The sequence below is a fragment of the Legionella dresdenensis genome, from assembly GCF_042649825.1.
In the GTDB taxonomy this organism is placed as follows: domain Bacteria; phylum Pseudomonadota; class Gammaproteobacteria; order Legionellales; family Legionellaceae; genus Legionella_C; species Legionella_C dresdenensis.
This window is the reverse complement of record NZ_JBHSAB010000001.1, coordinates 512,894-535,273: the sequence shown is the minus strand read 5'-3', so window position 1 is coordinate 535,273 and position 22,380 is coordinate 512,894. Positions and strand designations below refer to the sequence as shown.

Sequence of the window (22,380 nt, the reverse complement as noted above, 5' to 3'; positions counted from 1 at the left end):
ACCCAAGCACATGTACATAGAGCGTGAAACCGTGGATTTCTCGGATTATTATTTTGGATTTCTCGGGTTATTGCCATGGATATTTCGGGTTATTATCTTGGATTTCTCGGATTATAGTTGGCTATTATCTATAGATGTTATATATTAAACAGTATGTTAAATCCTATGAGTTTATCAATGATTGAAAGAAAACTATCTCCTGTTATTCGTGAGTTATTAGATGAGTTCAGAATTATTTATTTAACAGGACCTCGACAATCAGGTAAAACAACTTTAACAAAAATAATTGCCCAAAATTTTGGCTTTGAATATATTTCTTTTGATAACCAAACAATTTACCAATCCGCAAAAAACGATCCAATTGGTTTTATCCATTCATTACATGATACAAAAGTTGTTTTAGACGAGTTTCAATATATACCAGAATTAATCCCGGCTATAAAACATGAATCGGATAATCTTCCGCCGCATGTGAGAGGAAAATTTTTATTAACAGGCTCAGCTGATATTTTTCGATCTGGAAAAACACAAGAAGCTCTACCAGGACATATGGCGAGACTGGAATTATATCCATTAGCATTATCAGAAAAATACGGCATTAATTATAATGTCATCGATTTGCTATGTAACGAAAATTTTCACGTACGTAACCTGACTCCACTTACACGCTTTGATCTGGCTAACTGTATTCTTGAAGGGGGATACCCTGAGGTTCAGAATAAAAGCCCCCGTGCAAAGCAGCTATGGTATAAATCATATATAGAAGGTCGTCTTTTTAAAGATTTTGAGGTTTTATATCATGCTAAAGGCGACTACCGTTCTAAACTTGCATCTCTCATTCCTTATTTAGCTGGTATTTCAGGGAACCTGCTAAAATATTCAAGTGTTTCGAATGACTTAAGCGAAGATGATAAGTTAATTAAAGCTTATATAGAAGTTTTGGAGTTGATGTTTATAATCAAAAGAGTTCCAGCTTATTTAAAGAGCAAAGCAAAACGACAAGCCGTCACAATGCCGAAATTGCAATCAATAGATACTGGTTTGGCTTGTAGCCTTTTAGGTATAAAAAATGAAGAGCAGTTACTCGGTAGCCCACATTTTGGCGGGCTTTTAGAAAATTTAATCTATATGGAATTGCTCAAACAAAATAGTTGGTCAGAAGAAAAGGTGGAATTATTGCATTTTCGCGATAAGTATCAAAATGAGGTGGATATTGTCTTGGAGAGGGATAATCATCAGATCATTGGGATTGAAATTAAAGCATCAGCCACGGTTAATTTGCATGATTTTAAAGGATTAATAAAATTGGCAGAGTTTAATCCCTCTAAATTTCAATATGGTGTTATTTTTTATTCCGGAAAAGAGATATTACCTTTTTCTCAAAATGAAATTAAATTATTTGCCTTGCCAATGAGTTTGTTTATTAAGTAGGCAGAGGATGCGCACAGTAATCAAGGTTTTCATCAAAGGAATGTTGGGCTGTAAAGCCCATGGCCGTAAAGCTAAGGAATTAAATTTCTACATTTCACAATATCGTTCGGGCTGAGGAAGCGCTTTAGCGCTGTCTCGAAGCCTGTGGTACAGTGCCACGCCTTCGAGACAAATGCTCCGCATTTTCCTCAGGCCGAACGAATATGTGCTGTAAAACCCATAGCAGTCAGTTAAGAAATTTTGTACATTTACTATTCTAATTTCCTCTGTACCTGACTTAGCTTGACGGCTATGGGCTGTAAAGCCCAACAGTTTTTATTCCTTTGGAGTAAAGCCTGCTGGCCTGGATGAGCCATCGCCAAAAAAGTAGTTTTCCATTTCGGTAGTCAGGAATTCGCGGGCTTGGGGATCGATCAGGCTTAAGCGGTATTCATTGATTAGCATGGTTTGATGAGACAACCACATTTTCCAGGCTTGTTTGGATACATTATTAAGAATTTTTTCACCTAATGCGCCGGGTAAGGGCGCTTTATCCATACCTTCCGCTTCTTGTTTTAATTTCACACAAAATACTTGTCTTGACATAATCAACCTGCAACAAATAAAAGCCGATTATCCTGCATGACGGAGCTGCATGCAAGCAATCAAACGGAACATGTCGAAACGCAATATCAAAAACCAATAAGGAGTGTTGGCGTTGCCGCTCAACACCTCTTTGGAGTATAACCTAGTCAAATCGGCTTTGAACCTGGGTAAGCATAATATGTTGTGATAATAATTGCTCCTGATCCTGGTTTAATGTTTCAAACTGTACGGCAGTACGATAACTATGCTCGGACAAATATTGGCTGTAAACCACGATCGCCCCAACTACAATTGGAATCATTTTAGGCTTGGTATAAATAACAATTTTCAACCGGGTTTTTTCTTTAATTCGCTCCCGGGATTTAAAGGCCATACCGCCCAGGCTGATATTCACTTTACGGAGGTGTGTTTTTTCGCCGATCGTTAAATGCCTGGCCAGATAATCAATTTTGGCATTAAGCAGATTTAAATAATGAGCTAATGTCGGCTCACCCAATGCAAGAGTCTGGGTTAATTCGGCAAGTTCATGATCAAGGCTTTGGAAATATTGGGTAGTTTCCAGATAGCGCTGTCCTGTTTTGCCTAATAATTCTTCTGTAATGGCTTTTTCAGAGATAAAACTTCCTGCATCAAGGACTTTATATTCAAAATAAATCTGATCCTCAATTCGAAAATGTTGTCTTCGTTCATGCACAGGCATAGCGGCTCCTCAATTCAATTGATACTGTTATCGATTTAATATTCTTGTTTCCGGCATTGTTTCATCTGCAGGTGTCACCTCGGGATCTTTTATTAGTTTCGGCTGTTTGTTGGGAGACTTTACTACTCCGTCTTCGGCCAGTAGGTCAGGCGCTGATATAGAAGCTGGCGCAGGGCGTTTTGCTTTATTCTGCAATAATGGCGCCATGGGATTTAAGGTAAGCTGAGCAATTGTCTCTTTCGCCAGTTCGGCAACGAGCTGGCTTTGCGCAACGGCCTCACAATGATTAGCGGCAAATCTGGCGTTAGTAATACAATCTTTAAAAAATTGAGTAAGAGCAGGCGAGCCGGTTTTATTTTTCAGAACAGCCTGTTTTAATACATTATTAAATTCTTCTATCCGATCCAGCTGTACAGCGGCTGAAAATGCGTCATTAACCAAGTCTGGAAAAGAGGCCATCCTGCGTAATTGTTGCTGAATATCAAACTGCAGTTTTTTAAGGACATGCATGCCAAAGCCTTTATTATTCGCAGTCTGGATATGATTTTTGATATCTTCTGCAGTAGCAGTCATGATTTCAAGCTTGGTAATAATGTCTACTGACGGACTGGCCATAACTTTCTGGTAACTGTCAATGCGCTCAATAATGCGATCGCGATGGCCTTTATCGTAGGCTTCACTAATAACCAGCAAATCAGCCCGATCAAGGTAGTTTTGTCCGGCCTGTAGTTTGGGTACATATTCCGGATGCAATAAACTTTCAGTCAACGAGGCTAAATCAGTGCGGCTAATCAGCAACTGCCTGCTACCCCTGCCGGCAAGCAACACCGAGCCACGCCGCTCGATAAATGCTTTTATTGGCTGTGGAACTTTACCGTCAAAGCTTATTGCAACCATGTCGTCATTGTAATGCTCAATTTTACTGACTTTAAGATTATGGCGATAAGTCCACGGATTGCGGTAAGGGCGCCCGATATCACTATAAAGCACCGGGTTATTCAATAATTTTTCCAGAATCAGCGCCTGCCTGATTTCAATACTGCTAATGGTTTCGCTGTGAGCGGGAAGTATTTCATGGATTTTGGCTATACGGTCTTTAACTGCGCGCCTGATGAGTTTCATATCATCCAGCAATATGCTGACTTGTTTATGTTCCTGAGCAAATTTTTTATGCTCTTGAGCGGGCAGATCCTGTGCCATAATGACGTTCAGTTGTTTAATTCGCGCCTGGTGGAGATGAATAGTGCGTTCGATATATTGCAGAAGCATTTTGCGTTGCTGAATCAGGTTCATCAGGCTGTCGAACTTGGCGCAGAAGGATGAATCTTCGATCAATGTTCTGTTACGGCCCTGACCATGCCGCGTATGCTTCATGATCAGCCCGCATGGCTGCATGCTCAGTCGCGAATCCAGTTCCAGACATTCTGAGGTCTGGGTAACCTGATCAAAAATATAAAGAGAGCGGCTGTTAATTAATCCTTTATTGTTCTTCCGGCCGCCAATAGCATCAGTATCGTTAGTGGCATACGATAAACCCAGGGCATTGCCAAAATCATCAATAAACAAATTAGGCTGCAGACCTGCGCCAACCGGATTAATAGTTGAATAATGTTCATAGGTCTGGTGCTCAAGGCTCATTGTTATGAGCTTGGTCATGACCTTGCCGCGGGCAAATTCCTTAATCAGCTTGATGTGATCAAATGGGATAAACAACGCAGGCTGTCCCTGATGGCTCAGCATGGTTGAATGGGCAGTATTTAAGCCAAGCAGGCGTGAAATATTTAACGCAACGGCTTCTTTCTGTACTTCACGAATATCGCCGTGTTTTGGCAATTTGAGAATCGCTTCCGTGCTTAACTTATATTCATAATGATTACTTAAGTAATCATCAATAGAATCAAAACTGCTGTTACAGAGATTGCGTAATTGTTCGGTGGCCTTATCCAGCCGGATTAATGATATTTTTTCAGTGACGCCGCCTGCGGATTCTGCCAGGGTACAATATTTCGTATTAACATTTTTTTCATCAGGAATATTGAGCACTGATAATTCATTAAGCTTCTTAAGATCATGCGCTATTGTCAGCCGTTTACGCAGATCTTCGGCAATAGGGTTGTTTTCTTTTTGCGCTTTTTTAAATTTCGATTCCAGAATGCTAATTAACCGGTAGATGTCTGACGGATTGCTTACATTGATATTCATTTCTGGCCGGACAAAGCTTCTGATCAACGACTGCAGTTTTTTCTGACTGTTTTTTATCAAATCATCCAGACTCAGGCTGAGGGTCGATTCTGTCGTGCGCTGATAGTAGTCACATTGCGGCAAGTGACTTAATTGTTTATCCCGACGCCAGAAATCAATCCTTCTTTGCAGGTTGTTTTCATTGATGCCTTTGAGAACGGGAGGTTTGCCTTCGCCAAATTGACAACCCGACTGCAGGATATCGCGCAATATATGCCATTGCTTAACATCGTTGTCCAATTGCTGCAGGTTCAAAATATCGCCTGCAAGGTTTTTTACATAATCAAGCGCTTTAAATAATGGTTGGTAGGTAAGTAATACTTCATCCGAAATCGATATACCGGGATCTGAACTCATTTCGAGCAGGAAACGTTTTAAGATGCGGGCATTAACAACAGTGTCCATGGGATCCGTCCTCTGGATTTTTTTGCTTCTACTATAAATATAGTCAAAAATAAACTTAATTGTTAAAATTAAGATCAAAATGTTTTTTGTCTTTTTTGTTTAGACTGTTAGTTGCTCGCGCGGATATCAACTATCGCTTTCGCAATACCATAAATTTCACTACAATCATGTTTTTCAATTATTGAAGCCGATTATGTTCAAACCCTTAGCGCTTTATATTGGTTTACGCTATACCCGCGCCAAAAAACGCAACCATTTTGTATCCTTTATCTCGTTAAGCTCCATGCTTGGTATCGGGTTGGGCGTTATGGTGTTAATAACCGTATTGTCGGTAATGAATGGTTTTGATGAAGAAATCCATAAGCGTTTTTTTGGTATGGCGCCTGAAATTACGGTGAGCGGTATGGACGGCAAACTGGCAAACTGGCAGGAAATGGAGAAAAAACTGTCTGGTTATCCCGGTGTAACCGCTGCAGCGCCTTATATTGGCGGCCAGGGATTGCTGACCTTTAATGGTCAGGTTGTTCCATTGGTGGTTACAGGCATCTTACCCGAACGTGAGGAAAAGGTAACTCATCTGCACGAGAAGCTGCTGGCTGGAGACATGGCGAAATTAACGGATTTTGGCATTATCCTCGGGCGCGGCATGGCTGATAATCTGGGAGCCATGGTTGGTGATAAAGTGACAATTATGATCCCTCAGGCCAGCGTAACGCCGGCTGGGATGATCCCTCGCTTTAAGCGGTTTACAGTAGTTGGCGTGTTTTCTGCCGGTACCGGGTTTAATTTTGATACCAAGCTTGCTTTTATTAATCTGGCAGATGCTCAGAAATTATTACAGTTAGGTAATGATGTCACCGGTATCAAGCTCAAGCTTGCCGATATTTATCAGGCGCCAGAATTATCGTATAAAATTTCGGGTGATTTGGGCGAAGAATTCCTGGTCGGTAACTGGACAGATCAGTTTGGCGAATTTTTTCAGGCAGTCAAAATGGAAAAAACAATGATGTTCTTTATTTTGCTGTTGATTATCGCGGTAGCTGCCTTTAATCTGGTTTCATCGCTAGTTATGGTGGTTAACGACAAGCAATCAGAAATTGCCATTTTACGAACCATAGGAGCTACTCCGGCAACTATTCTGTGGATATTCATTGTTCAGGGCATGCTGGTTGGTGCAATAGGAACCTTGTTGGGATTAATTGGCGGGGTGTTGCTTGCCAGTAACGCAACTGCGATTGTCAACAGTCTGCAATCGTTCTTTAACATGCAGATTCTTTCATCCAGTATTTATTTTGTTGATTACCTGCCGTCAAAAATATTGATAACAGATCTGGTACAGATATGTGCAGTCGCTTTGTTAATGAGCTTTATCGCAACAATATACCCAGCCTGGCGGGCGTCACGGACAGTTATTGCGGAGGCATTGCATTATGAGTAAGGCGATTATTGAGTGCGTTAATTTGACTAAAACTTACCATGACGGTCAGACCTATGTCGAAGTGTTAAAAGGTATCAATTTAACTGTTTCGCAAGGCGAGCGGATAGCGATTGTCGGACCGTCTGGTTCAGGCAAAAGTACATTGCTGCATCTGCTGGGCGGCCTTGATAACCCCAATGCCGGTCAGTTGCTGATTAATGGTACCTCCTGGCAATCCGTCAGCGAAAAAAAGCGTTGTCAGCTGCGGAATCAGAATCTTGGTTTTATCTACCAGTTCCATCATTTGCTGCCAGAATTTACCGCCCTGGAAAATGTTAGTATGACTTTGTTATTAAGCGATCATTCTGTAAGCGAAGCAAAACAAAAGGCGGCTGATATTTTACAACAGGTAGGGCTTGAGCATCGTATTCATCATAAGCCAGCCCAATTATCGGGCGGGGAGCGCCAACGGGTGGCTATTGCCAGAGCGTTAGTCCATAAACCTCAATGCGTGCTCGCTGATGAACCAACGGGCAATCTCGATCAGGCGACGGCGGGCAAAGTGTTTGATTTAATGCTTGAGTTAAATAAAACATTAAGTACCGCACTTGTAATTGTTACCCATGATACTTCTCTGGCTAGCAAAATGGACAGAATTTTAACAATTCAGGATGGCAACCTGACGTAAAATAAACCGAAATATCTTCTATTCTGTCATTCCCGCCTTCACGGGGATGACAATTTTCTTAATTTAATGACAGTGCACTCAGGCTACAATCTAATAATGATTGTTAAAAACCATTCAATGAATTATTATTGCCCATGATGTTTTCTTTTGAGGTTCTGTTGTGTATAAGTTATCCAAGTTTAACCCTGAGCGGCCCAATGCGGGCAAGATTGCTTTGGCTATTATCCCTGCTAATGAAATCGAACTGGATTTATCTGGCTTAAATCTGGGCAAGCCGAAACCTGCCACTGTTGTCAGGGCCATGACTGACGCAGCTTTTGATTTGTTGAGCGGATTACCTGGCTCATTGATAAAATTAAATCTGGCCAATAATCATTTAGAACAACTAAGCGGATCAGAATTAACTCGGCGTATTCTGAAGGGTTCTTTTAAAGAAATCGATTACTCGGGTAACCATATTGGCTTGTTCAACCTTACCGAGCTTGCTCCTATTATTGAAACATGGTCAAAAAACTGTGAGAAACTGGCATTGAATTCTATTTTTCAAAGTCAGTGGCATAATTTTAATAATTTTGCCAGTAAATACAAATTGCTGGAAAAAGCAAAAACTGTTTTTGCCAATATCCAACCGACCGTAAACAGCCTGTCGTTTAAAAATAACTGTCTCGATAAACTCAAAGACAGCGAATTGACGGAATTATTTAAATCGTTGCCAAACCATGTGACGCATATTGATTTATCAGATAATAATTTATCAAAGCGCGCCAATTTGGTTGATTTAATAGATAATTTTCCAAGAAATGGCATAAAGGTTACTGTAGATTCATATCGATATAACAGGCCACAGGCTGATGCATCGATTTTGAAGAAAAAGCGAAAACTTCCCAAGGCTGATACTTTATTCCCCCAAGAAACGAAAGTTCCTTCTCAGCTGCCAGTTGTGCCCGCAACAACGGATCGTGAAAACCTGCTGTCGCCCAGTTATCGTTGTATGAGGGTAAATGATACTATTCTTTTAAACGAGACAGGGCTTGCAATCCTTAAGCGAGAACTACAGGCTGTGGTGCAGGAATATAGTGATTATGTAAGAAAAGAATGTAAATTGTCATTCTGGCACCGCCATGGCGAGACCGGGATTGAGCGTGCTGAAGAGTTTTTGCTTTCCATTAAAGATGAGCATGATTGCATGACTTTACAACGGAAAATTGTTGATTATCTTTCTGAAAAGAGTAATGGCAATACCTATAATCATTCTTTCCGTACAATGTTGTTAGATCGTATCTTTTTACTTTACGGGCAAAGCAGTAGGGTTAATTACAAAAATTTTAAAACATGCCTGACAGAGCTGCCAGTGTTAATGGAGCTTCCACCGGTTTATAGTCCGGCTCCGCAATAAATTAATTTCCCTCTCCCCAGCCCTCTCCCGATACGGGAGAGGGAGCATTTTAGATGTTACCCTCTCCCTAGCCCTCTCCCGATACGGGAGAGGGAGCATTTTAGATGTTACCCTCTCCCCAGCCCTCTCCCGATACGGGAGAGGGAGCATTTTAGATGTTACCCTCTCCCCAGCCCTCTCCCGATACGGGAGAGGGAGCATTTTAGATGTTACCCTCTCCCCAGCCCTCTCCCGATACGGGAGAGGGAGTATTTTAGATGTTACCCTCTCCCCAGCCCTCTCCCGATACGGGAGAGGGAGTATTTTAGATGTTACCCTCTCCCGGTACGGGAGAGGGCATAATGGAGTAGTGATGTTCCCTCTCCCGTATCGGGAGAGGGTTAGGGAGAGGGCAAAGACAGCGGCGTCACAACCACTGCGTCGCTAACATTAGAAAAACCATGCACGTTAAGGTGGAATTTATCAATCTGTGCACGCAACTGACTTGAACTGCCGCCATCAAGATTAATCGCATTCATACAATTAAGCGGGGCTGCTTTCATAATTTGAGCCAACTCGGTAGTTGAAAGAGGGCTATTGTCTGTAACCAGCAGAATAACCTTGCCATCGGCCGTTACTCCAAGCGCTGAGCGTTCCGCCCGTCCTGGTTTCAGCGGCGGAATACGGCCATTAATTAACAGGCGAGGACCACTCTGAATAGCAAAGTTTATCTGCTTGTCGCGTTTGAACTGCCGTGCGGCAACCACATGAGCTTTATTATTGCGCGTATAAAAAACGCCCCACCAGCTGATTTGCTTCATAGGGCTTTGCAAGTGACTATCGGTGATCCGCAGACCCAATGGGTGAAACTCCTCATCGAAAAATCCCCCGTTAATGCTGATTAATGCCTTGCTGTGCTTGGCGTATTCATCGGCAGAAGCGTGTTTGAGCGCCAGGTCTTTTGCCATAATTGAAGACAGCTTATTGGCGTTCAGATCAATACGAAAAGTATGAATATGCGACCAGGGTGTAATATAACTGCGATCGATATCACGGTATTCAAGCCCTTTGGACAGAGTGCGCCAGCTAGTGGCTGCCAGAGCAAAATTTAACAGGAACACAATAAATATAATCAGAATTAAGGGTTTCCAGATGCGCTGCAGCCATTTTGTTGTAGTAATGGTTTGACTGGACATAGTATTCTTGTATCCTTGTTTACATATTTATTCAGCATTGGAAAGGCCATGCCAAAAACTAAAGAAAATCTTACCAGAGTGCAGCAAAATACGGCAAGCGATTTATCGGCATTAATGCATGATGTCCTGAAAAGAGCGAAAGCGCAAGGTGCGACTGATGCGACTGTTTCAGTGAATAACGACATTGGCTATTCGGTTGATGTGCGCATGCAGCAGGTAGAGACAGTTGCATTTAGCGAAGATAAAGGCGTGAGCCTGGTGGTGTATATTGGCCAGCGTAAGGGTGGTGCAAGCAGTACGGATATTTCGCCAGCCGCGCTTGACGCTCTGGTGTCGGCTGCTTGCGATATTGCCCGGGTCAGCGCTGAAGATCCCTGTTTTGGGCTTGCTGATCGTGATTTGATGACTAACCAGTTTGAAGATCTTGATCTGTACCATCCCTGGTCAATTACACCGCCACAGGCAATTGAAAAGGCGCTGGCCTGTGAACAACATGCCTTGTCGCTGGATGCGCGGATTAAAAATTCGGATGGCGTAAATTTTTCTACTTATACCTTTCATCACGCCTTTGCCAATACGTATGGCGGTGAAGGGATTATCCACGGCTCACGCCATAGCGTCAGCTGCTCACTGATTGCCCACGAAGGCGAACTTATGCAGCGCGATTATGATTATATAACCGCCCGTCATCCTGATGATCTATCCTGCCTGCTGAAGTTGGCTGAGAGCACAGCAGAGCGCGTTACGCGGCGATTGGGGGCGCGGAAAGTAAAAACTCAAAAGGCGCCGGTTTTATTTTCCTCACGGGTGTCCAGCGGCTTATTATCAAGCTTCATTAACGCGGTCAGCGGTTCGAATCTTTATCGCAAAAATTCATTTTTACTGGATTCTCTTGGTAAACAGATTTTTCCGGCCGGCTTTAAAATTTATGAACAGCCTCATCTATTACGAGGATTGGGCAGTTCACCATTTGATAGTGAGGGTGTGCCTACCCGTAATAATATTTTTATCGAAGACGGCCGTTTATGCCAATACGTTCTCGGTAGTTATTCAGCCCGCCGCATGGGATTAAAAACAACAGCCAACGCAGGCGGCGTCCACAATCTGACCCTCGACCCCAATGCAGGTGATTTACAGGATTTACTGCGCAAAATGGATACTGGATTACTGGTAACTGAATTGATGGGGCATGGAGTGAACGGTATTACAGGTGATTATTCCCGAGGCGCTACCGGTTTTTGGGTTGAAAACGGCGAAATTCAATTTCCGGTTGAAGAAATTACTATTGCAGGTAATTTGAAAGACATGTTTTCAGGGATTGTTGCAGTGGGCAATGATGTCAACCCGAATATTTCCACCCGGTGCGGATCGATTCTGGTTAATGAGATGATGATTGCGGGGGATTAACGGGGATGTGTTGGGCTGTATAGCCCAACAAATATAATCAGTTCTTATCTCTGAAAATAATCCGGCCTTTTGTCAAATCATAAGGCGTTAATTCAACTTTTACCTTGTCACCAGTCAGAATGCGGATGTAATTTTTACGCATGCGGCCTGAAATATGCGCGGTTATGATATGCCCGTTTTCCAATTCCACTCGGAACATGGTGTTTGGCAGGGTATCGATTACAGTACCAAGCATTTCAATATGATCTTCTTTAGCCATATATCTCTCAAAAATAAATAATATTCAAATAAGGGCAAATAGTGCACTAAAACCGGAAAAATGGCAATGCTTCTAGCAATTGTTACTCCATAAACCTGCACAAGTCGGTTTTTGTACCGCCAACCCAAGACGATAAAGAAATTCTTTCCGGCTGATAATTTTAGCGCCCAGGCGCATTAAATGGGCAGTCGGCATTTGACAGTCAATAAAGTCAAACTTCCAGGCCAGCATAGTTTGGCATAAATGATAAAAAGCGATTTTGGAGGCATCGCGCTCATGGTGAAACATTGATTCGCCAAAGAACGCCCGCCCCAGGCTTACGCCATACAGACCGCCAATTAACTGATTCTGTTCATTCCAGATCTCAAATGAATGGGCATAGCCCATCTCATGCAACTCACAATATGCTGCCAGCATATCCTTACTGATCCAGGTATTGCCAATACGGCCTGAAACAGTAGCGCACGCATTGATGACGGCTTTGAAATCAGTATCGATGGTAAAACGATACGGTTTTTTTAGCGACTTCGTCAGGCTGCGGGACACTTTAAAATCTTGCGGATAAATAACCAGACGTGGATTGGGCGACCACCATAAGATAGGACACCCAGGCTCAAACCAGGGAAAAATACCGCCCTGATAGGCGGTAAGAAGGCGCTGCGGTGATAAATCACCGCCTATCATCAGCAAACCCTGCTTATCGCTATATTCAGGATGGGGGAAATAAAAATCCTCGTGCACAATCAATGGCCGCCAAGCTCGAAATATTTCTCGGCATCAAGCGCTGCCATACAACCAAAGCCCGCTGAAGTGATTGCCTGACGATAGACATGATCAGCAACATCGCCGCAGGCAAAAACGCCTGGAATATTGGTCATTGTTGCCATGCCCTCCAGACCTGAGCGGATTTTCAGATAACCTTCAGCGCTCATATCAAGCTGGCCTTTAAACAGACCCGTATTTGGATCATGGCCGATAGCGATAAAAACGCCATCCGTTTCCAGATTGGTAATCGAGCCGTCAATCGTATTACGCAGATTGACCCCTGTGACTTTCATACCGTTACCCACTACTTCTTCCAGCGTCTGGTTCCATTGCAGTTTAATATTGCCGGTGCGTGCTTTCTCAAACAATTTATCCTGCATGATTTTTTCAGCGCGTAATGTGTCGCGGCGGTGAATTAAAGTGACTGAGGCTGCAATATTGGATAAATACAGCGCTTCCTCAACAGCGGTATTGCCGCCGCCGACTACACAGACATTACGGTTGCGATAGAAAAAGCCATCACAGGTTGCACAGGCAGAAACCCCGCGGCCCTGATAGGCCTGCTCCGATTCCAGCCCCAGATAACGGGCAGAGGCGCCGGTTGCAATAATCAGCGCGTCGCAAGTATAAGTCGCGCTATCGCCTTCCAGCACAAAAGGACGTTGCTGCAAATCAGCTTTGACAATGTGATCAAAAACAACCTGGGTATCAAAGCGTTCGGCATGTTTTTGCATACGCTCCATGAGAGCCGGACCCATCAGGCCTTCGACATCGCCAGGCCAGTTATCAACTTCAGTTGTTGTAGTCAGCTGACCTCCCGGTTGCATCCCGGTAATAAGCACTGGTTTTAAATTAGCTCTTGCAGCGTAGACCGCGGCAGTATAACCTGCTGGTCCTGAACCTAGAATTATCAGGCGGTGGTGATTGGTAGTGCTGAGCATATCTGCCTTCCTCACAATTATGTTAAGATAACGAATAGTAAGATAAAAACATAGACTTTAAAATAGATTATGGCAAAACAAGAATCAGGTCAGCGCGCTGGCGACCTAAAAAAGAAACTGCCAGTGTTTTTGATGAAACGCCTTAGTGAAGGCGGGTTCATTCTAGTATTAACTATAGCACTTTTTATCCTTTTGGCGCTTGGAACCTATAACGCCGCTGATCCAGGCTGGACTCATGTCAGCCGAAGCGGCAGCGTGGCCAATGCCGGCGGACAAGTGGGGGCATATGTTGCTGACGCCCTGTATTGGCTTTTTGGTTATTTTTCCTGCCTGCTGCCAGTTTGTGCCGCATATGTTGCCTGGGTAGTCTTGCAGGAACACCGTACCACGCGTACGGTCAATCAACATGGCTTGCTGCTGAAGGCCAGCGGTTTAATTCTTGCCATGACGGGCGGCTGTGGTTTATTGAGCCTGGAGCCTGGAATAATCGCAATTGACGGCAGCCAGAGTGCAGGCGGGCTGCTGGGAGATTATATAGCCAGAGGCTTTAATTATGCGTTAAATATTCAGGGCGCCACTCTGTTGCTGCTGGCTATTTTTCTGGTTGGCGTAACCTGGTTGACGGGCCTCTCCTGGATTCGCACCACCGAATTTATTGGTTGTTATACTCTGCTTGCCATTAATACTGTTGTTCGCTATGCCCGATCAGGGGCAGGCAAAATGATGCGGTGGAGCCAGCGCATGCAAGAGCAGCGAGCCAAATCCGCTGAGGCTCCAAAAACGGAAAAACGCCTGTTCCCAATCGCAGCAAAAAAAGAGCCGAAAGAAAAGCCGTCAGTGTCTGCACCGACCGCGATTACCCCTCAATCGGCCGAGCCGATGCCTGTGCTTGCAGCGACAGCGCCGGCAGTGACTATTGTTGAAAAACCGGTTGAAAAACCAGTCAAACCGCCGCGTGCGGCAAAATCGGCCGTTTCCGGCAGCCTGCCATCCTTATCGCTGCTTGACAAAGCTCAGCCCGGTAAACCCTTGGGCGGTTATACTCATCAGGAGCTTGAGCATATGTCGCGTGAAGTTGAGCAGCATCTGCTTGATTTTGGCATTCAGGCCGATGTAGTTGCGGTGCATCCGGGCCCAGTGATTACCCGTTTTGAATTACAATTGGCGGCAGGAATCAAGGTCAGCAAACTGTCTGCATTATCCAAGGATCTGGCCCGCTCCCTTTCTGTTACCAGCGTACGGGTAGTGGAGGTTATTCCCGGTAAAACTGTAGTCGGCCTTGAGCTGCCTAACCAGTATCGTGATATGGTCAGACTGTCTGCCGTATTGTCTGCAGACGTTTATTTGCAGGCTCACTCACCGTTAACTCTGGCTTTGGGGGTTGATATTGCCGGCCACCCGATGGTGGTTGATCTGGCAAAAATGCCGCATTTGCTGGTTGCAGGAACAACCGGTTCTGGTAAATCGGTAGGAATTAACGCCATGATTTTAAGCCTGTTATTTAAGGCAACGCCGGAACAGGTCAGGCTGATTATGGTCGATCCCAAGATGCTTGAGCTATCAATCTATGATGGTATTCCGCATTTGCTGACGCCCGTGGTTACCGACATGAAAGAAGCGGCGAGCGCTCTGCGTTGGTGTGTGGCGGAAATGGAGCGCAGATACCGTCTGATGGCGGCTCTCGGAGTACGGAACCTTGCCGGGTTTAATACCAAGGTCACGGACGCAATAGCAGCCGGAGAGCCGCTGGTTGACCCATTATGGAAACCGATTGATTCTGTCGATGATAAAGCGCCTGAGTTACAGACATTACCCTATATTGTAGTCGTCATTGACGAGTTAGCGGATATGATGATGGTTGTGGGCAAAAAAGTGGAGCAATTGATTGCCCGTATCGCTCAGAAGGCGCGTGCGGCCGGTATCCACTTGATTCTTGCTACCCAACGGCCGTCTGTGGATGTCCTGACTGGTTTAATCAAATCGAATATTCCTACTCGAATTTCATTCCAGGTTTCCTCAAAAATTGATTCTCGTACTATCCTTGATCAACAGGGCGCAGAACAATTGCTCGGTCATGGTGATATGTTGTATCTGGCGCCAGGTACCGGTGCGCCGTTAAGGGTGCATGGCGCATTTGTTGATGACCATGAAGTGCATGGCGTAGCTGAAGACTGGCGTGCGCGAGGAGAGCCTGAGTATATTGATGAGATTACCCAGACTTTTGATCCCGCTGAAGGCGGCGGGGAGGGTGAGGGCGGACAGGCCACTGAAGAAAGCGATCCCTTGTATGATCAGGCGGTTGAGTTTGTTATTCAGACCCGCAAAGCAAGTATCTCAGCAGTGCAGCGCCGGTTAAAAATTGGTTACAACCGCGCTGCCCGTCTGGTTGAAGAGATGGAGCGTACCGGGATTGTTGGCCCGCTTGATGGCGGCTACCGGGATGTATTGGTCAATTCAGTTACAGAGGAATAATGATGAGAAAATCCATTGGATTGTTGGCTTTACTGATTCTTAAACCGATTTTTGCATTAACTGCTGCCGAAGATGTGCAGGCGAGACTGAATGCGATTCATAGCATGACTGCCAATTTTAGTCAGATCGTGAAAGCGGGCAAACGGGAAGTATCCAGTTCGTCAGGTACGATGGCGCTTTCCCGTCCCGGCCGTTTTCGCTGGCAAACCAAAAGCCCTATGGAACAACTGGTGGTTGCTGATAGCCAGAAATTATGGGTTTATGACGTTGATCTGGAGCAGGTAACGGTTAAAAAACAAGAGAAGGGCCTGGGGGGAACACCGGCATTATTTTTAAGCGGTTATGATGATACGGTAAACCGGGATTTTACGGTCACTGCCAGCGGGAATGAGAAAACTAAAACCTTTGATCTACATGCTAAATCAGGCAAAGAAAATTTTCAGCGCGTCAAGCTGACGTTTAATGGTGAAACGTTGACAAGCATAGAGTTTTTTGACCAGCTCAATCAGCATACCGTTGTTAAATTAAGCAAAATTAAAAATAATCCAGGTTTGTCTGATACTCTTTTTAAATTCAAACCGCCCAAAGGCGTTGATGTAGTGAAGCAATGAAAGACAAACCGGTCCATATTCCGTTAGCGGAACGTTTACGTCCTGCGCATTGGGATGAAGTGATAGGTCAGAGCCATCTTCTGGCCGAAGGCAAACCGTTAAGACTTGCTTTTGAGTCAGGCAAACCGCACTCCATGATATTCTGGGGACCGCCCGGAGTTGGTAAAACCACGTTGGCGCAAATCAGCGCGAAAGCCTTTGATTGCGAGTGGATTGCCCTGTCAGCAGTTCTGGCTGGTGTGAAGGATATTCGGGATGCGGTTGAGCAAGCGCGTCAGAATCTGATTATGCAGCGCCAGACCATTTTATTTATTGATGAGATTCATCGCTTTAATAAGGCCCAGCAAGACGCTTTGCTGCCCTTCACTGAATCTGGTTTGCTGACCTTTATTGGCGCAACAACAGAGAATCCTTCGTTTGAGGTTAATTCAGCGCTGTTATCCCGCTCTCAGGTTTATGTACTTAAATCTTTAAGTGAAGATGAACTTGAGCAGCTATTTATGCGCGCCTTGCCTTTCTTAAATAATCTTGAGTTTGATGAACAGGCTATAAACGTTGTGATTGCCCACGCCGATGGTGATGCCAGACGGATGTTAAATTTGCTGGAGCAACTGGATATAGCGGCAGCAGTAAAAAAGACCCGAACAATCAATGCTGATTTGATACAAGAAGTATTATCGCCAGCGGGACGTCGCTTTGATAAAGGCGGTGATTATTTCTATGATCAGATTTCAGCCCTGCATAAATCAGTACGCGGCTCAAATCCTGATGCAGCTCTGTATTGGTTAACCCGGATGCTTGATGGGGGAGTCGATCCGCGTTATCTGGCACGACGGATTATTAGGATGGCCTGGGAAGATATAGGCCTTGCCGATCCCCGCGCCATGCAGATTGCCAATGATGCGGCCGCAACGTATGAACGACTGGGGTCGCCGGAGGGGGAACTGGCATTGGCGCAGGCTATTATTTATCTAGCCGCCGCTGCAAAAAGCAATGCCGGCTATGTCGCGTACAACAAGGCACGAAGTTATGTAAAACAGGACAAAACCCGGGAAGTCCCTATCCATCTGCGCAATGCGCCTACAAAGTTGATGAAAAATCTGGGCTATGGCCACGAATACCGGTATGCTCATGATGAGCCTCATGGTTATGCTGCCGGTGAAAATTATTTTCCTGAGGGTATGAAAGAGCCGGGCTGGTATCAGCCGGTGAATCGGGGGCTTGAAGCAAAAATCGCCGATAAGCTGGCCTGGCTGAAAACACTGGATGAGCAGGCGAAAAAAAAGTAGTTTTTACCTGCTTATCCAAAGGAGTGTTGGGCTGTAAAGCCCAACACTCAATTTCTCGACATAATTTCAACAAAGCCCTCCCAACCTATGCCAAGCATATTCTATTTTGTTGAAAAACTTGTTAAAGTCATAGTAAACCTATTTAAAACACTATAAATTATGCTATGCAGTGAAAGTCCGGTGAAAAGCCAGCAGTCATTTGCATTATTGGAACATGAGATTCTTAATACCTTAACCTGTGGTCTGGTTGTACTGAATGCCCGGGGGACGGTGATATGGGTTAATGCTGCCGCGAAAAATTTTCTTGGCAATGATTTGCTTGGTTCGGTCTGGCTTTCAGTGATTGCCAGAGCCTTCTCGCCGCGGGAGGATGATGGCCATGAAATTTCATTGGTTGATGGCAGGCGGGTTAATGTTTCCGTATCCAGCCTGGATAGCATACCAGGTTCGCTGATTACGCTGATTGATATGACGGCAAGCAGGGAATATGAGCATAGCAAGGCGCATCAGGGGCGGTTGGCGGCTATTGGCAATATGACGGCACAGCTTGCGCACCAGATCAGGACGCCACTGGCGTCGGCTACGCTTTATTGCGATCATCTGACTAACCGGTTGGCGCACGATTCGCGCAGCCAACAATGGTTAAACCGCATTCAGGAATCGCATCGTAGTATAGAACATCAGATTCAGGATTTACTGCTGTTTGCCCGCGGCGAAGCAATAGAGCTTGCAATGGTCGACTTGCCCTCATGGTCAAGGGATTTGGAGAACAGAGTCAGGATGATTGAAGACGGAGCGGCAGTAAAAATAATGATTGATAATCAATTACCCTCCATTAATTACTATCTTCATCAGGAATCCTTAGCCGGTGCAGTATTAAATCTGGTAAATAATGCTTTACAGGCTGGAGCTGAGAATATATTTTTGATGATGAAGCCTGATGGTGAACAGGCGTTTTTTATTTGTGTCCAGGATGACGGGCCAGGTATGACAGAGGAGGTGAAAGCACAGGCGTTTGCTCCTTTTTATACTACCAAGGCACAGGGAACAGGTCTTGGTTTAGCGGTAGTGCAAGCTGTTGTGAAAGCACACGGCGGTTATACTGATCTGGTTTCATCGCCCGGTCAGGGATGTTGTATAACTATTCATCTACCTTAAGGCGTGTTTAAAACACGTTCAATGTTAAAGGATTAAATCATGAGCGACGTATTAATTGTTGAAGATGATCCTGTGTTGCGTGAAGCGATTGCGGAAACTATGAATATTGCCGGTCATTCATACCTGGCAGCACGTGATGGCCGTGAAGCTTTGGCAATGCTGGAACGCCATAGTCCTGCAATTGTATTGAGCGATATTCGAATGGACAAACTGGACGGTCAACAGCTTCTTGCTGAAATTCAGCGCAGAAATCCTGGGATTCCAGTAATTCTGATGACTGCTCATGGCTCAGTTGATGATGCCGTAAATGCCATGCGCCACGGTGCAGTGGATTATCTGCAAAAACCATTCAGCGCTAATACGCTTACCGAAAAAATTAATAAATACATTAAAGCTGATTTTGACGGCAGCGATAATCAGCCGGTAGCCGCTGATCCCAAAAGTCAGGCTTTACTGTCAATGGCGCTACGGGTAGCCCAGTCTGATGTTGGCGTGATGATTACCGGTGAAAGCGGAACCGGAAAAGAAGTACTGGCTCATTTTATCCATGATCATTCTCCCCGGCGTTCACATCCCTTTGTGGCGATTAACTGTGCGGCAATTCCAGAGCAAATGCTGGAGGCAACATTGTTTGGTTATGAAAAAGGGGCGTTTACCGGCGCCTATAAATCAACGCCGGGTAAATTCGAACAAGCGCAGGGAGGAACGTTGTTGCTTGATGAAGTCAGCGAAATGAGCCTGCCTTTACAGGCAAAATTGCTACGGGTATTACAGGAAAAAGAAGTTGAGCGTATTGGTTCCAACAAAATGATTAGTCTCGATGTGCGGGTGTTGGCAACCAGTAACCGGCAGTTATTGGAGGAGGTCCGGCATGGGCGTTTCCGGGAAGATTTATATTATCGTCTGAATATATTTCCCTTACACTGGCTGCCATTACGCGAGCGGGCCTGCGATATTATTCCATTGGCGCAATACCTGATTCGCAAACATTGCAGCAATAATATGCCGATTGTACCAAGTTTAAGCCCATGTGCTGAGCGATTTCTGCTAAATTACTCCTGGCCAGGTAATGCTCGCGAGCTCGATAATGTGATCCAACGGGCATTAATTTTGCAGGCACAAGGCGTAATTGAAGCAGAACACTTACAACTGCCTGATTTTACTAGCATTCGCCAGCCAGAATCAGTTAAAATGGAAGAAAAAAATCTGCAGGATCACGAATTTGATATTATCGAGCAGACTTTAAAAGCGCATAATGGTAATAGACAGGAGGTTGCTGCTGTATTAGGCGTCAGTGAGCGTACATTGCGATATAAATTGGCAAAAATGCGTGAAGAAGGATATGTAGTGTAATTTTGACTATAATTAATACAGCATTGGGCGTTGCCATAGTGGTCAATAGCCAAAAGGCTTGGGGCGAGGCAGAATGTGTGAGAAAAGGGATATACCATGAGTGATGTAAGCAATACAGTATCATTAATTAATCAGATGCAAATTATGGCAGCCCGGGCTGGAGGCAGCAGTATTGAAGCGCTGGCTGATCCGTCGCCCTTTAATGCGCTGTTCCGTAAAGCGTTGAATGAAGTCAATGGCCTGCAGAAAACTACCGAAAACCTGCGCACCAGTTATGAAATTGGCGATCCTAACGTCAGTATTGGCGATGTAATGGTTGCCGCTCAAAAATCATCCCTTGCCTTTGATGCTACCCTGCAAGTTCGGAACAAATTGGTTCAGGCTTATCAGGATATCATGAATATGCCGATCTAATCGAAGCAAGTGTTTAATATGCGACGCAGGAGATAAACAATGGCATTGGCTGAAAACGCTCTGAATGCAGCAACCCGGTTTGCCAGCCTTTCTTTGGCCAGGCAACTGGGTTTGTTGTTAGGTTTGGCTGCAAGTATTGCTATAGGCGTTTCGGTCGTTTTATGGTCGCGTGAACCTAACTACATGCCATTATATGGGCAGTTGACGCCAAGAGATTCCGCAGACGTAGTCGATGTACTGCAACGAAATGCCATTCCGTTTAAAGTGGATGAAAATAACGGCACAGTTATGGTTGTTGCCAGCGATGTGCAGCGGGCTCGAATGAAATTGGCCGCTGAGGGTTTGCCGCGCGGCAATAGCGCTACAGCAGAGCTTTTTGGTAATAGCAATGCGTTTAATACCAGCCAGTTTATGGAAAACGCCCGTTATAAACAGGCGCTCGAAATCGAGTTGGCGCGTACTGTCAGTCAGTTTCATGATATAAAAACCGCACGTGTGCATCTCGCAATTCCTCGTGAATCAGCCTTTGTCCGCGATAATAAAGAACCCAGCGCTTCGGTATTTATCGATGTTTACCCTGGCGCCGAAGTGACCAAGCAAACCATTTCATCTATTGTAAACCTGGTTGCTTCAAGTATTCCGAACCTCCATGCCAGCCGAGTTACAGTTGTTGATCAGAATGGCCAATTATTAAGTGAAGGCGCGGGACAGACGCTCTTTACCAATACTGAACGTTTTATGGATTACCGTCAGACTCTGGAGCAACAGTATACTCAGAAAATTCAGGATATTCTGACGCCGTTTGTAGGATATGGCCGGGTAAAAGTAAAAGTTTCTGCCGACGTCGATTTTACATCCTTTGAGCAGACACAGGAAATGTATAATCCCGAGCAGGCGGCTATTCGCAGCGAACAGACGATGGAAGAGAAGCGTAATGTCGGCGCGGGTCCTACTGGCGTACCAGGTGCGCTCTCCAACCGTGCCCCAGGCAGCGCTGCTCTGCAGCAACCACAAAACAATACCGGTAATCAGCAGAATAACCGTCAGGTCAGTACCGATCAAACCGATGATTTTGAGGCTAATGACTTTCAGAAACAAAGTACAAGAAACTTTGAACTCGATAAAACCATTAGCCATACCAAAAATCAGCCAGGTACTGTCAAACGTTTGACAGTGGCGGTATTGGTTGATAACAGGCCGGTTTATGATGAAAAAACCAAAAAAATGGAAATGAAACCTTTATCCAAAGAAGAATTGGATCAGGTCCGTGTCCTGGTTGCCGATGCAATCGGCTTTAATGCCGAACGCGGCGACAGCATTAATGTGGTTAATAGTAATTTTGTCAAACCTGAGCCGCTTGCACCGTTACCGGAGCTGAAGTTCTGGCAACAGGACTGGTTCTGGCCTGCCGTTAAACAAACTGCCGGTGCACTATTGATTCTTATGATACTTTTTGGAGTTTTAAGGCCTTTATTCAAGACACTGGCCGCCGACAAGGTTGTTGAAAAAGAAGTTGAGCAAACAGCTGAGTCAGAAACCAAAGAAGGAGCAGGGGGATTGCCGGCCGCGACAGATTATGATTCCCAGATAGCATTGTTGCGTACTGTTGTTGATAAGGAACCAAAGCGTGTTGCACAAGTAGTAAAAACCTGGGTTGATCGGGGGTAATAGGT

18 protein-coding genes and 2 pseudogenes are annotated in these 22,380 nt (G+C 44.8%); 13 read left to right on the top strand and 7 right to left on the bottom strand.

The features are described 5' to 3' along the window. Positions 1-177: 177 nt before the first annotated feature. A complete protein-coding gene (locus ACFORL_RS02290; protein ID WP_382340682.1) occupies positions 178-1,431 on the top strand; it encodes an ATP-binding protein in 1,254 nt (417 codons plus the stop codon). Positions 1,432-1,746: 315 nt separating this feature from the next. Here the strand turns inward: ACFORL_RS02290 and ACFORL_RS02285 are convergent, their stop codons facing one another. From ACFORL_RS02285 to ACFORL_RS02275, 3 genes are all read right to left on the bottom strand, one after another. Further along, complete coding sequence (locus ACFORL_RS02285; protein ID WP_382340680.1) at positions 1,747-2,016, bottom strand: oxidative damage protection protein; 270 nt, start codon at positions 2,014-2,016, stop codon at positions 1,747-1,749. A 142-nt stretch (positions 2,017-2,158) separates the two neighbouring features. After that, entirely contained in the window at positions 2,159-2,716 is a 558-nt protein-coding gene (locus ACFORL_RS02280) for a PilZ domain-containing protein (protein ID WP_382340678.1), read from the bottom strand. Between the two features lie 27 nt (positions 2,717-2,743). Then, complete coding sequence (locus tag ACFORL_RS02275; protein ID WP_382340676.1) at positions 2,744-5,362, bottom strand: hypothetical protein; 2,619 nt, start codon at positions 5,360-5,362, stop codon at positions 2,744-2,746. 193 nt (positions 5,363-5,555) lie between these two features. Here ACFORL_RS02275 and ACFORL_RS02270 point away from each other — a divergent pair, with 193 nt between their 5' ends. From ACFORL_RS02270 to ACFORL_RS02260, 3 genes are all read left to right on the top strand, one after another. Next, entirely contained in the window at positions 5,556-6,800 is a 1,245-nt protein-coding gene (locus tag ACFORL_RS02270) for a lipoprotein-releasing ABC transporter permease subunit (protein WP_382340674.1), read from the top strand. After that, positions 6,793-7,467 (top strand): lipoprotein-releasing ABC transporter ATP-binding protein LolD, encoded by a 675-nt coding sequence (gene lolD / locus ACFORL_RS02265; RefSeq protein ID WP_382340672.1) that lies wholly within the window; start codon positions 6,793-6,795, stop codon positions 7,465-7,467. Before ACFORL_RS02270 ends, lolD begins: the two co-directional genes overlap by 8 nt. Positions 7,468-7,627: 160 nt before the next feature. Further along, complete coding sequence (locus tag ACFORL_RS02260; RefSeq protein ID WP_382340670.1) at positions 7,628-8,863, top strand: hypothetical protein; 1,236 nt, start codon at positions 7,628-7,630, stop codon at positions 8,861-8,863. 380 nt (positions 8,864-9,243) lie between these two features. Here the strand turns inward: ACFORL_RS02260 and ACFORL_RS02255 are convergent, their stop codons facing one another. Next, positions 9,244-10,038 carry a phosphodiester glycosidase family protein gene (locus tag ACFORL_RS02255; RefSeq protein ID WP_382340668.1) on the bottom strand — a complete coding sequence of 265 codons (795 nt, stop codon included), beginning with the start codon at positions 10,036-10,038 and terminating at the stop codon, positions 9,244-9,246. 48 nt (positions 10,039-10,086) lie between these two features. On the opposite strand from ACFORL_RS02255, the gene pmbA reads away from it, so the two are divergent. Continuing rightward, on the top strand, positions 10,087-11,445 hold the full coding sequence (gene pmbA / locus ACFORL_RS02250; protein ID WP_382340667.1) for a metalloprotease PmbA: 1,359 nt from the start codon (positions 10,087-10,089) through the stop codon (positions 11,443-11,445). A gap of 37 nt (positions 11,446-11,482) precedes the next feature. On the opposite strand, the gene infA is transcribed toward pmbA, so the two are convergent. The 3 genes from infA to trxB form a co-directional block, all read right to left on the bottom strand. Then, positions 11,483-11,704 carry a translation initiation factor IF-1 gene (infA, locus tag ACFORL_RS02245; RefSeq protein ID WP_382340666.1) on the bottom strand — a complete coding sequence of 74 codons (222 nt, stop codon included), beginning with the start codon at positions 11,702-11,704 and terminating at the stop codon, positions 11,483-11,485. 72 nt (positions 11,705-11,776) lie between these two features. Then, positions 11,777-12,388 carry a leucyl/phenylalanyl-tRNA--protein transferase gene (gene aat / locus ACFORL_RS02240; protein WP_382340866.1) on the bottom strand — a complete coding sequence of 204 codons (612 nt, stop codon included), beginning with the start codon at positions 12,386-12,388 and terminating at the stop codon, positions 11,777-11,779. Positions 12,389-12,447: 59 nt separating this feature from the next. Then, positions 12,448-13,410 carry a thioredoxin-disulfide reductase gene (trxB, locus tag ACFORL_RS02235; protein WP_382340664.1) on the bottom strand — a complete coding sequence of 321 codons (963 nt, stop codon included), beginning with the start codon at positions 13,408-13,410 and terminating at the stop codon, positions 12,448-12,450. 69 nt (positions 13,411-13,479) lie between these two features. On the opposite strand from trxB, the pseudogene ACFORL_RS12795 reads away from it, so the two are divergent. The 8 genes and pseudogenes from ACFORL_RS12795 to fliF all read left to right on the top strand — a co-directional run. Beyond that, positions 13,480-14,004: pseudogene (locus ACFORL_RS12795) on the top strand (DNA translocase FtsK 4TM domain-containing protein); the annotation flags it as partial. Then, a pseudogene (locus ACFORL_RS02230) lies at positions 13,993-15,882 on the top strand (DNA translocase FtsK); the annotation flags it as partial. The pseudogenes ACFORL_RS12795 and ACFORL_RS02230, both read left to right, overlap by 12 nt. A gap of 2 nt (positions 15,883-15,884) precedes the next feature. Beyond that, positions 15,885-16,493: an outer membrane lipoprotein chaperone LolA gene (lolA, locus tag ACFORL_RS02225; RefSeq protein ID WP_382340863.1), complete on the top strand. Its 609-nt coding sequence runs from the start codon at positions 15,885-15,887 to the stop codon at positions 16,491-16,493. Next, a complete protein-coding gene (locus tag ACFORL_RS02220; protein WP_382340661.1) occupies positions 16,490-17,782 on the top strand; it encodes a replication-associated recombination protein A in 1,293 nt (430 codons plus the stop codon). The genes lolA and ACFORL_RS02220 overlap by 4 nt, the downstream gene beginning before the upstream one ends. A 159-nt stretch (positions 17,783-17,941) precedes the next feature. Then, positions 17,942-18,940, top strand: coding sequence for a sensor histidine kinase (locus tag ACFORL_RS02215; RefSeq protein WP_382340659.1), 999 nt, complete (start codon positions 17,942-17,944; stop codon positions 18,938-18,940). 39 nt (positions 18,941-18,979) lie between these two features. Beyond that, entirely contained in the window at positions 18,980-20,293 is a 1,314-nt protein-coding gene (locus tag ACFORL_RS02210) for a sigma-54-dependent transcriptional regulator (RefSeq protein WP_382340657.1), read from the top strand. A gap of 96 nt (positions 20,294-20,389) precedes the next feature. Then, positions 20,390-20,707 (top strand): flagellar hook-basal body complex protein FliE, encoded by a 318-nt coding sequence (gene fliE, locus ACFORL_RS02205; RefSeq protein ID WP_382340655.1) that lies wholly within the window; start codon positions 20,390-20,392, stop codon positions 20,705-20,707. Positions 20,708-20,746: 39 nt separating this feature from the next. Further along, positions 20,747-22,375, top strand: a complete 1,629-nt coding sequence (fliF, locus tag ACFORL_RS02200) for a flagellar basal-body MS-ring/collar protein FliF (protein ID WP_382340653.1) — start codon at positions 20,747-20,749, stop codon at positions 22,373-22,375. The last annotated feature ends 5 nt before the right edge of the window (positions 22,376-22,380 follow it).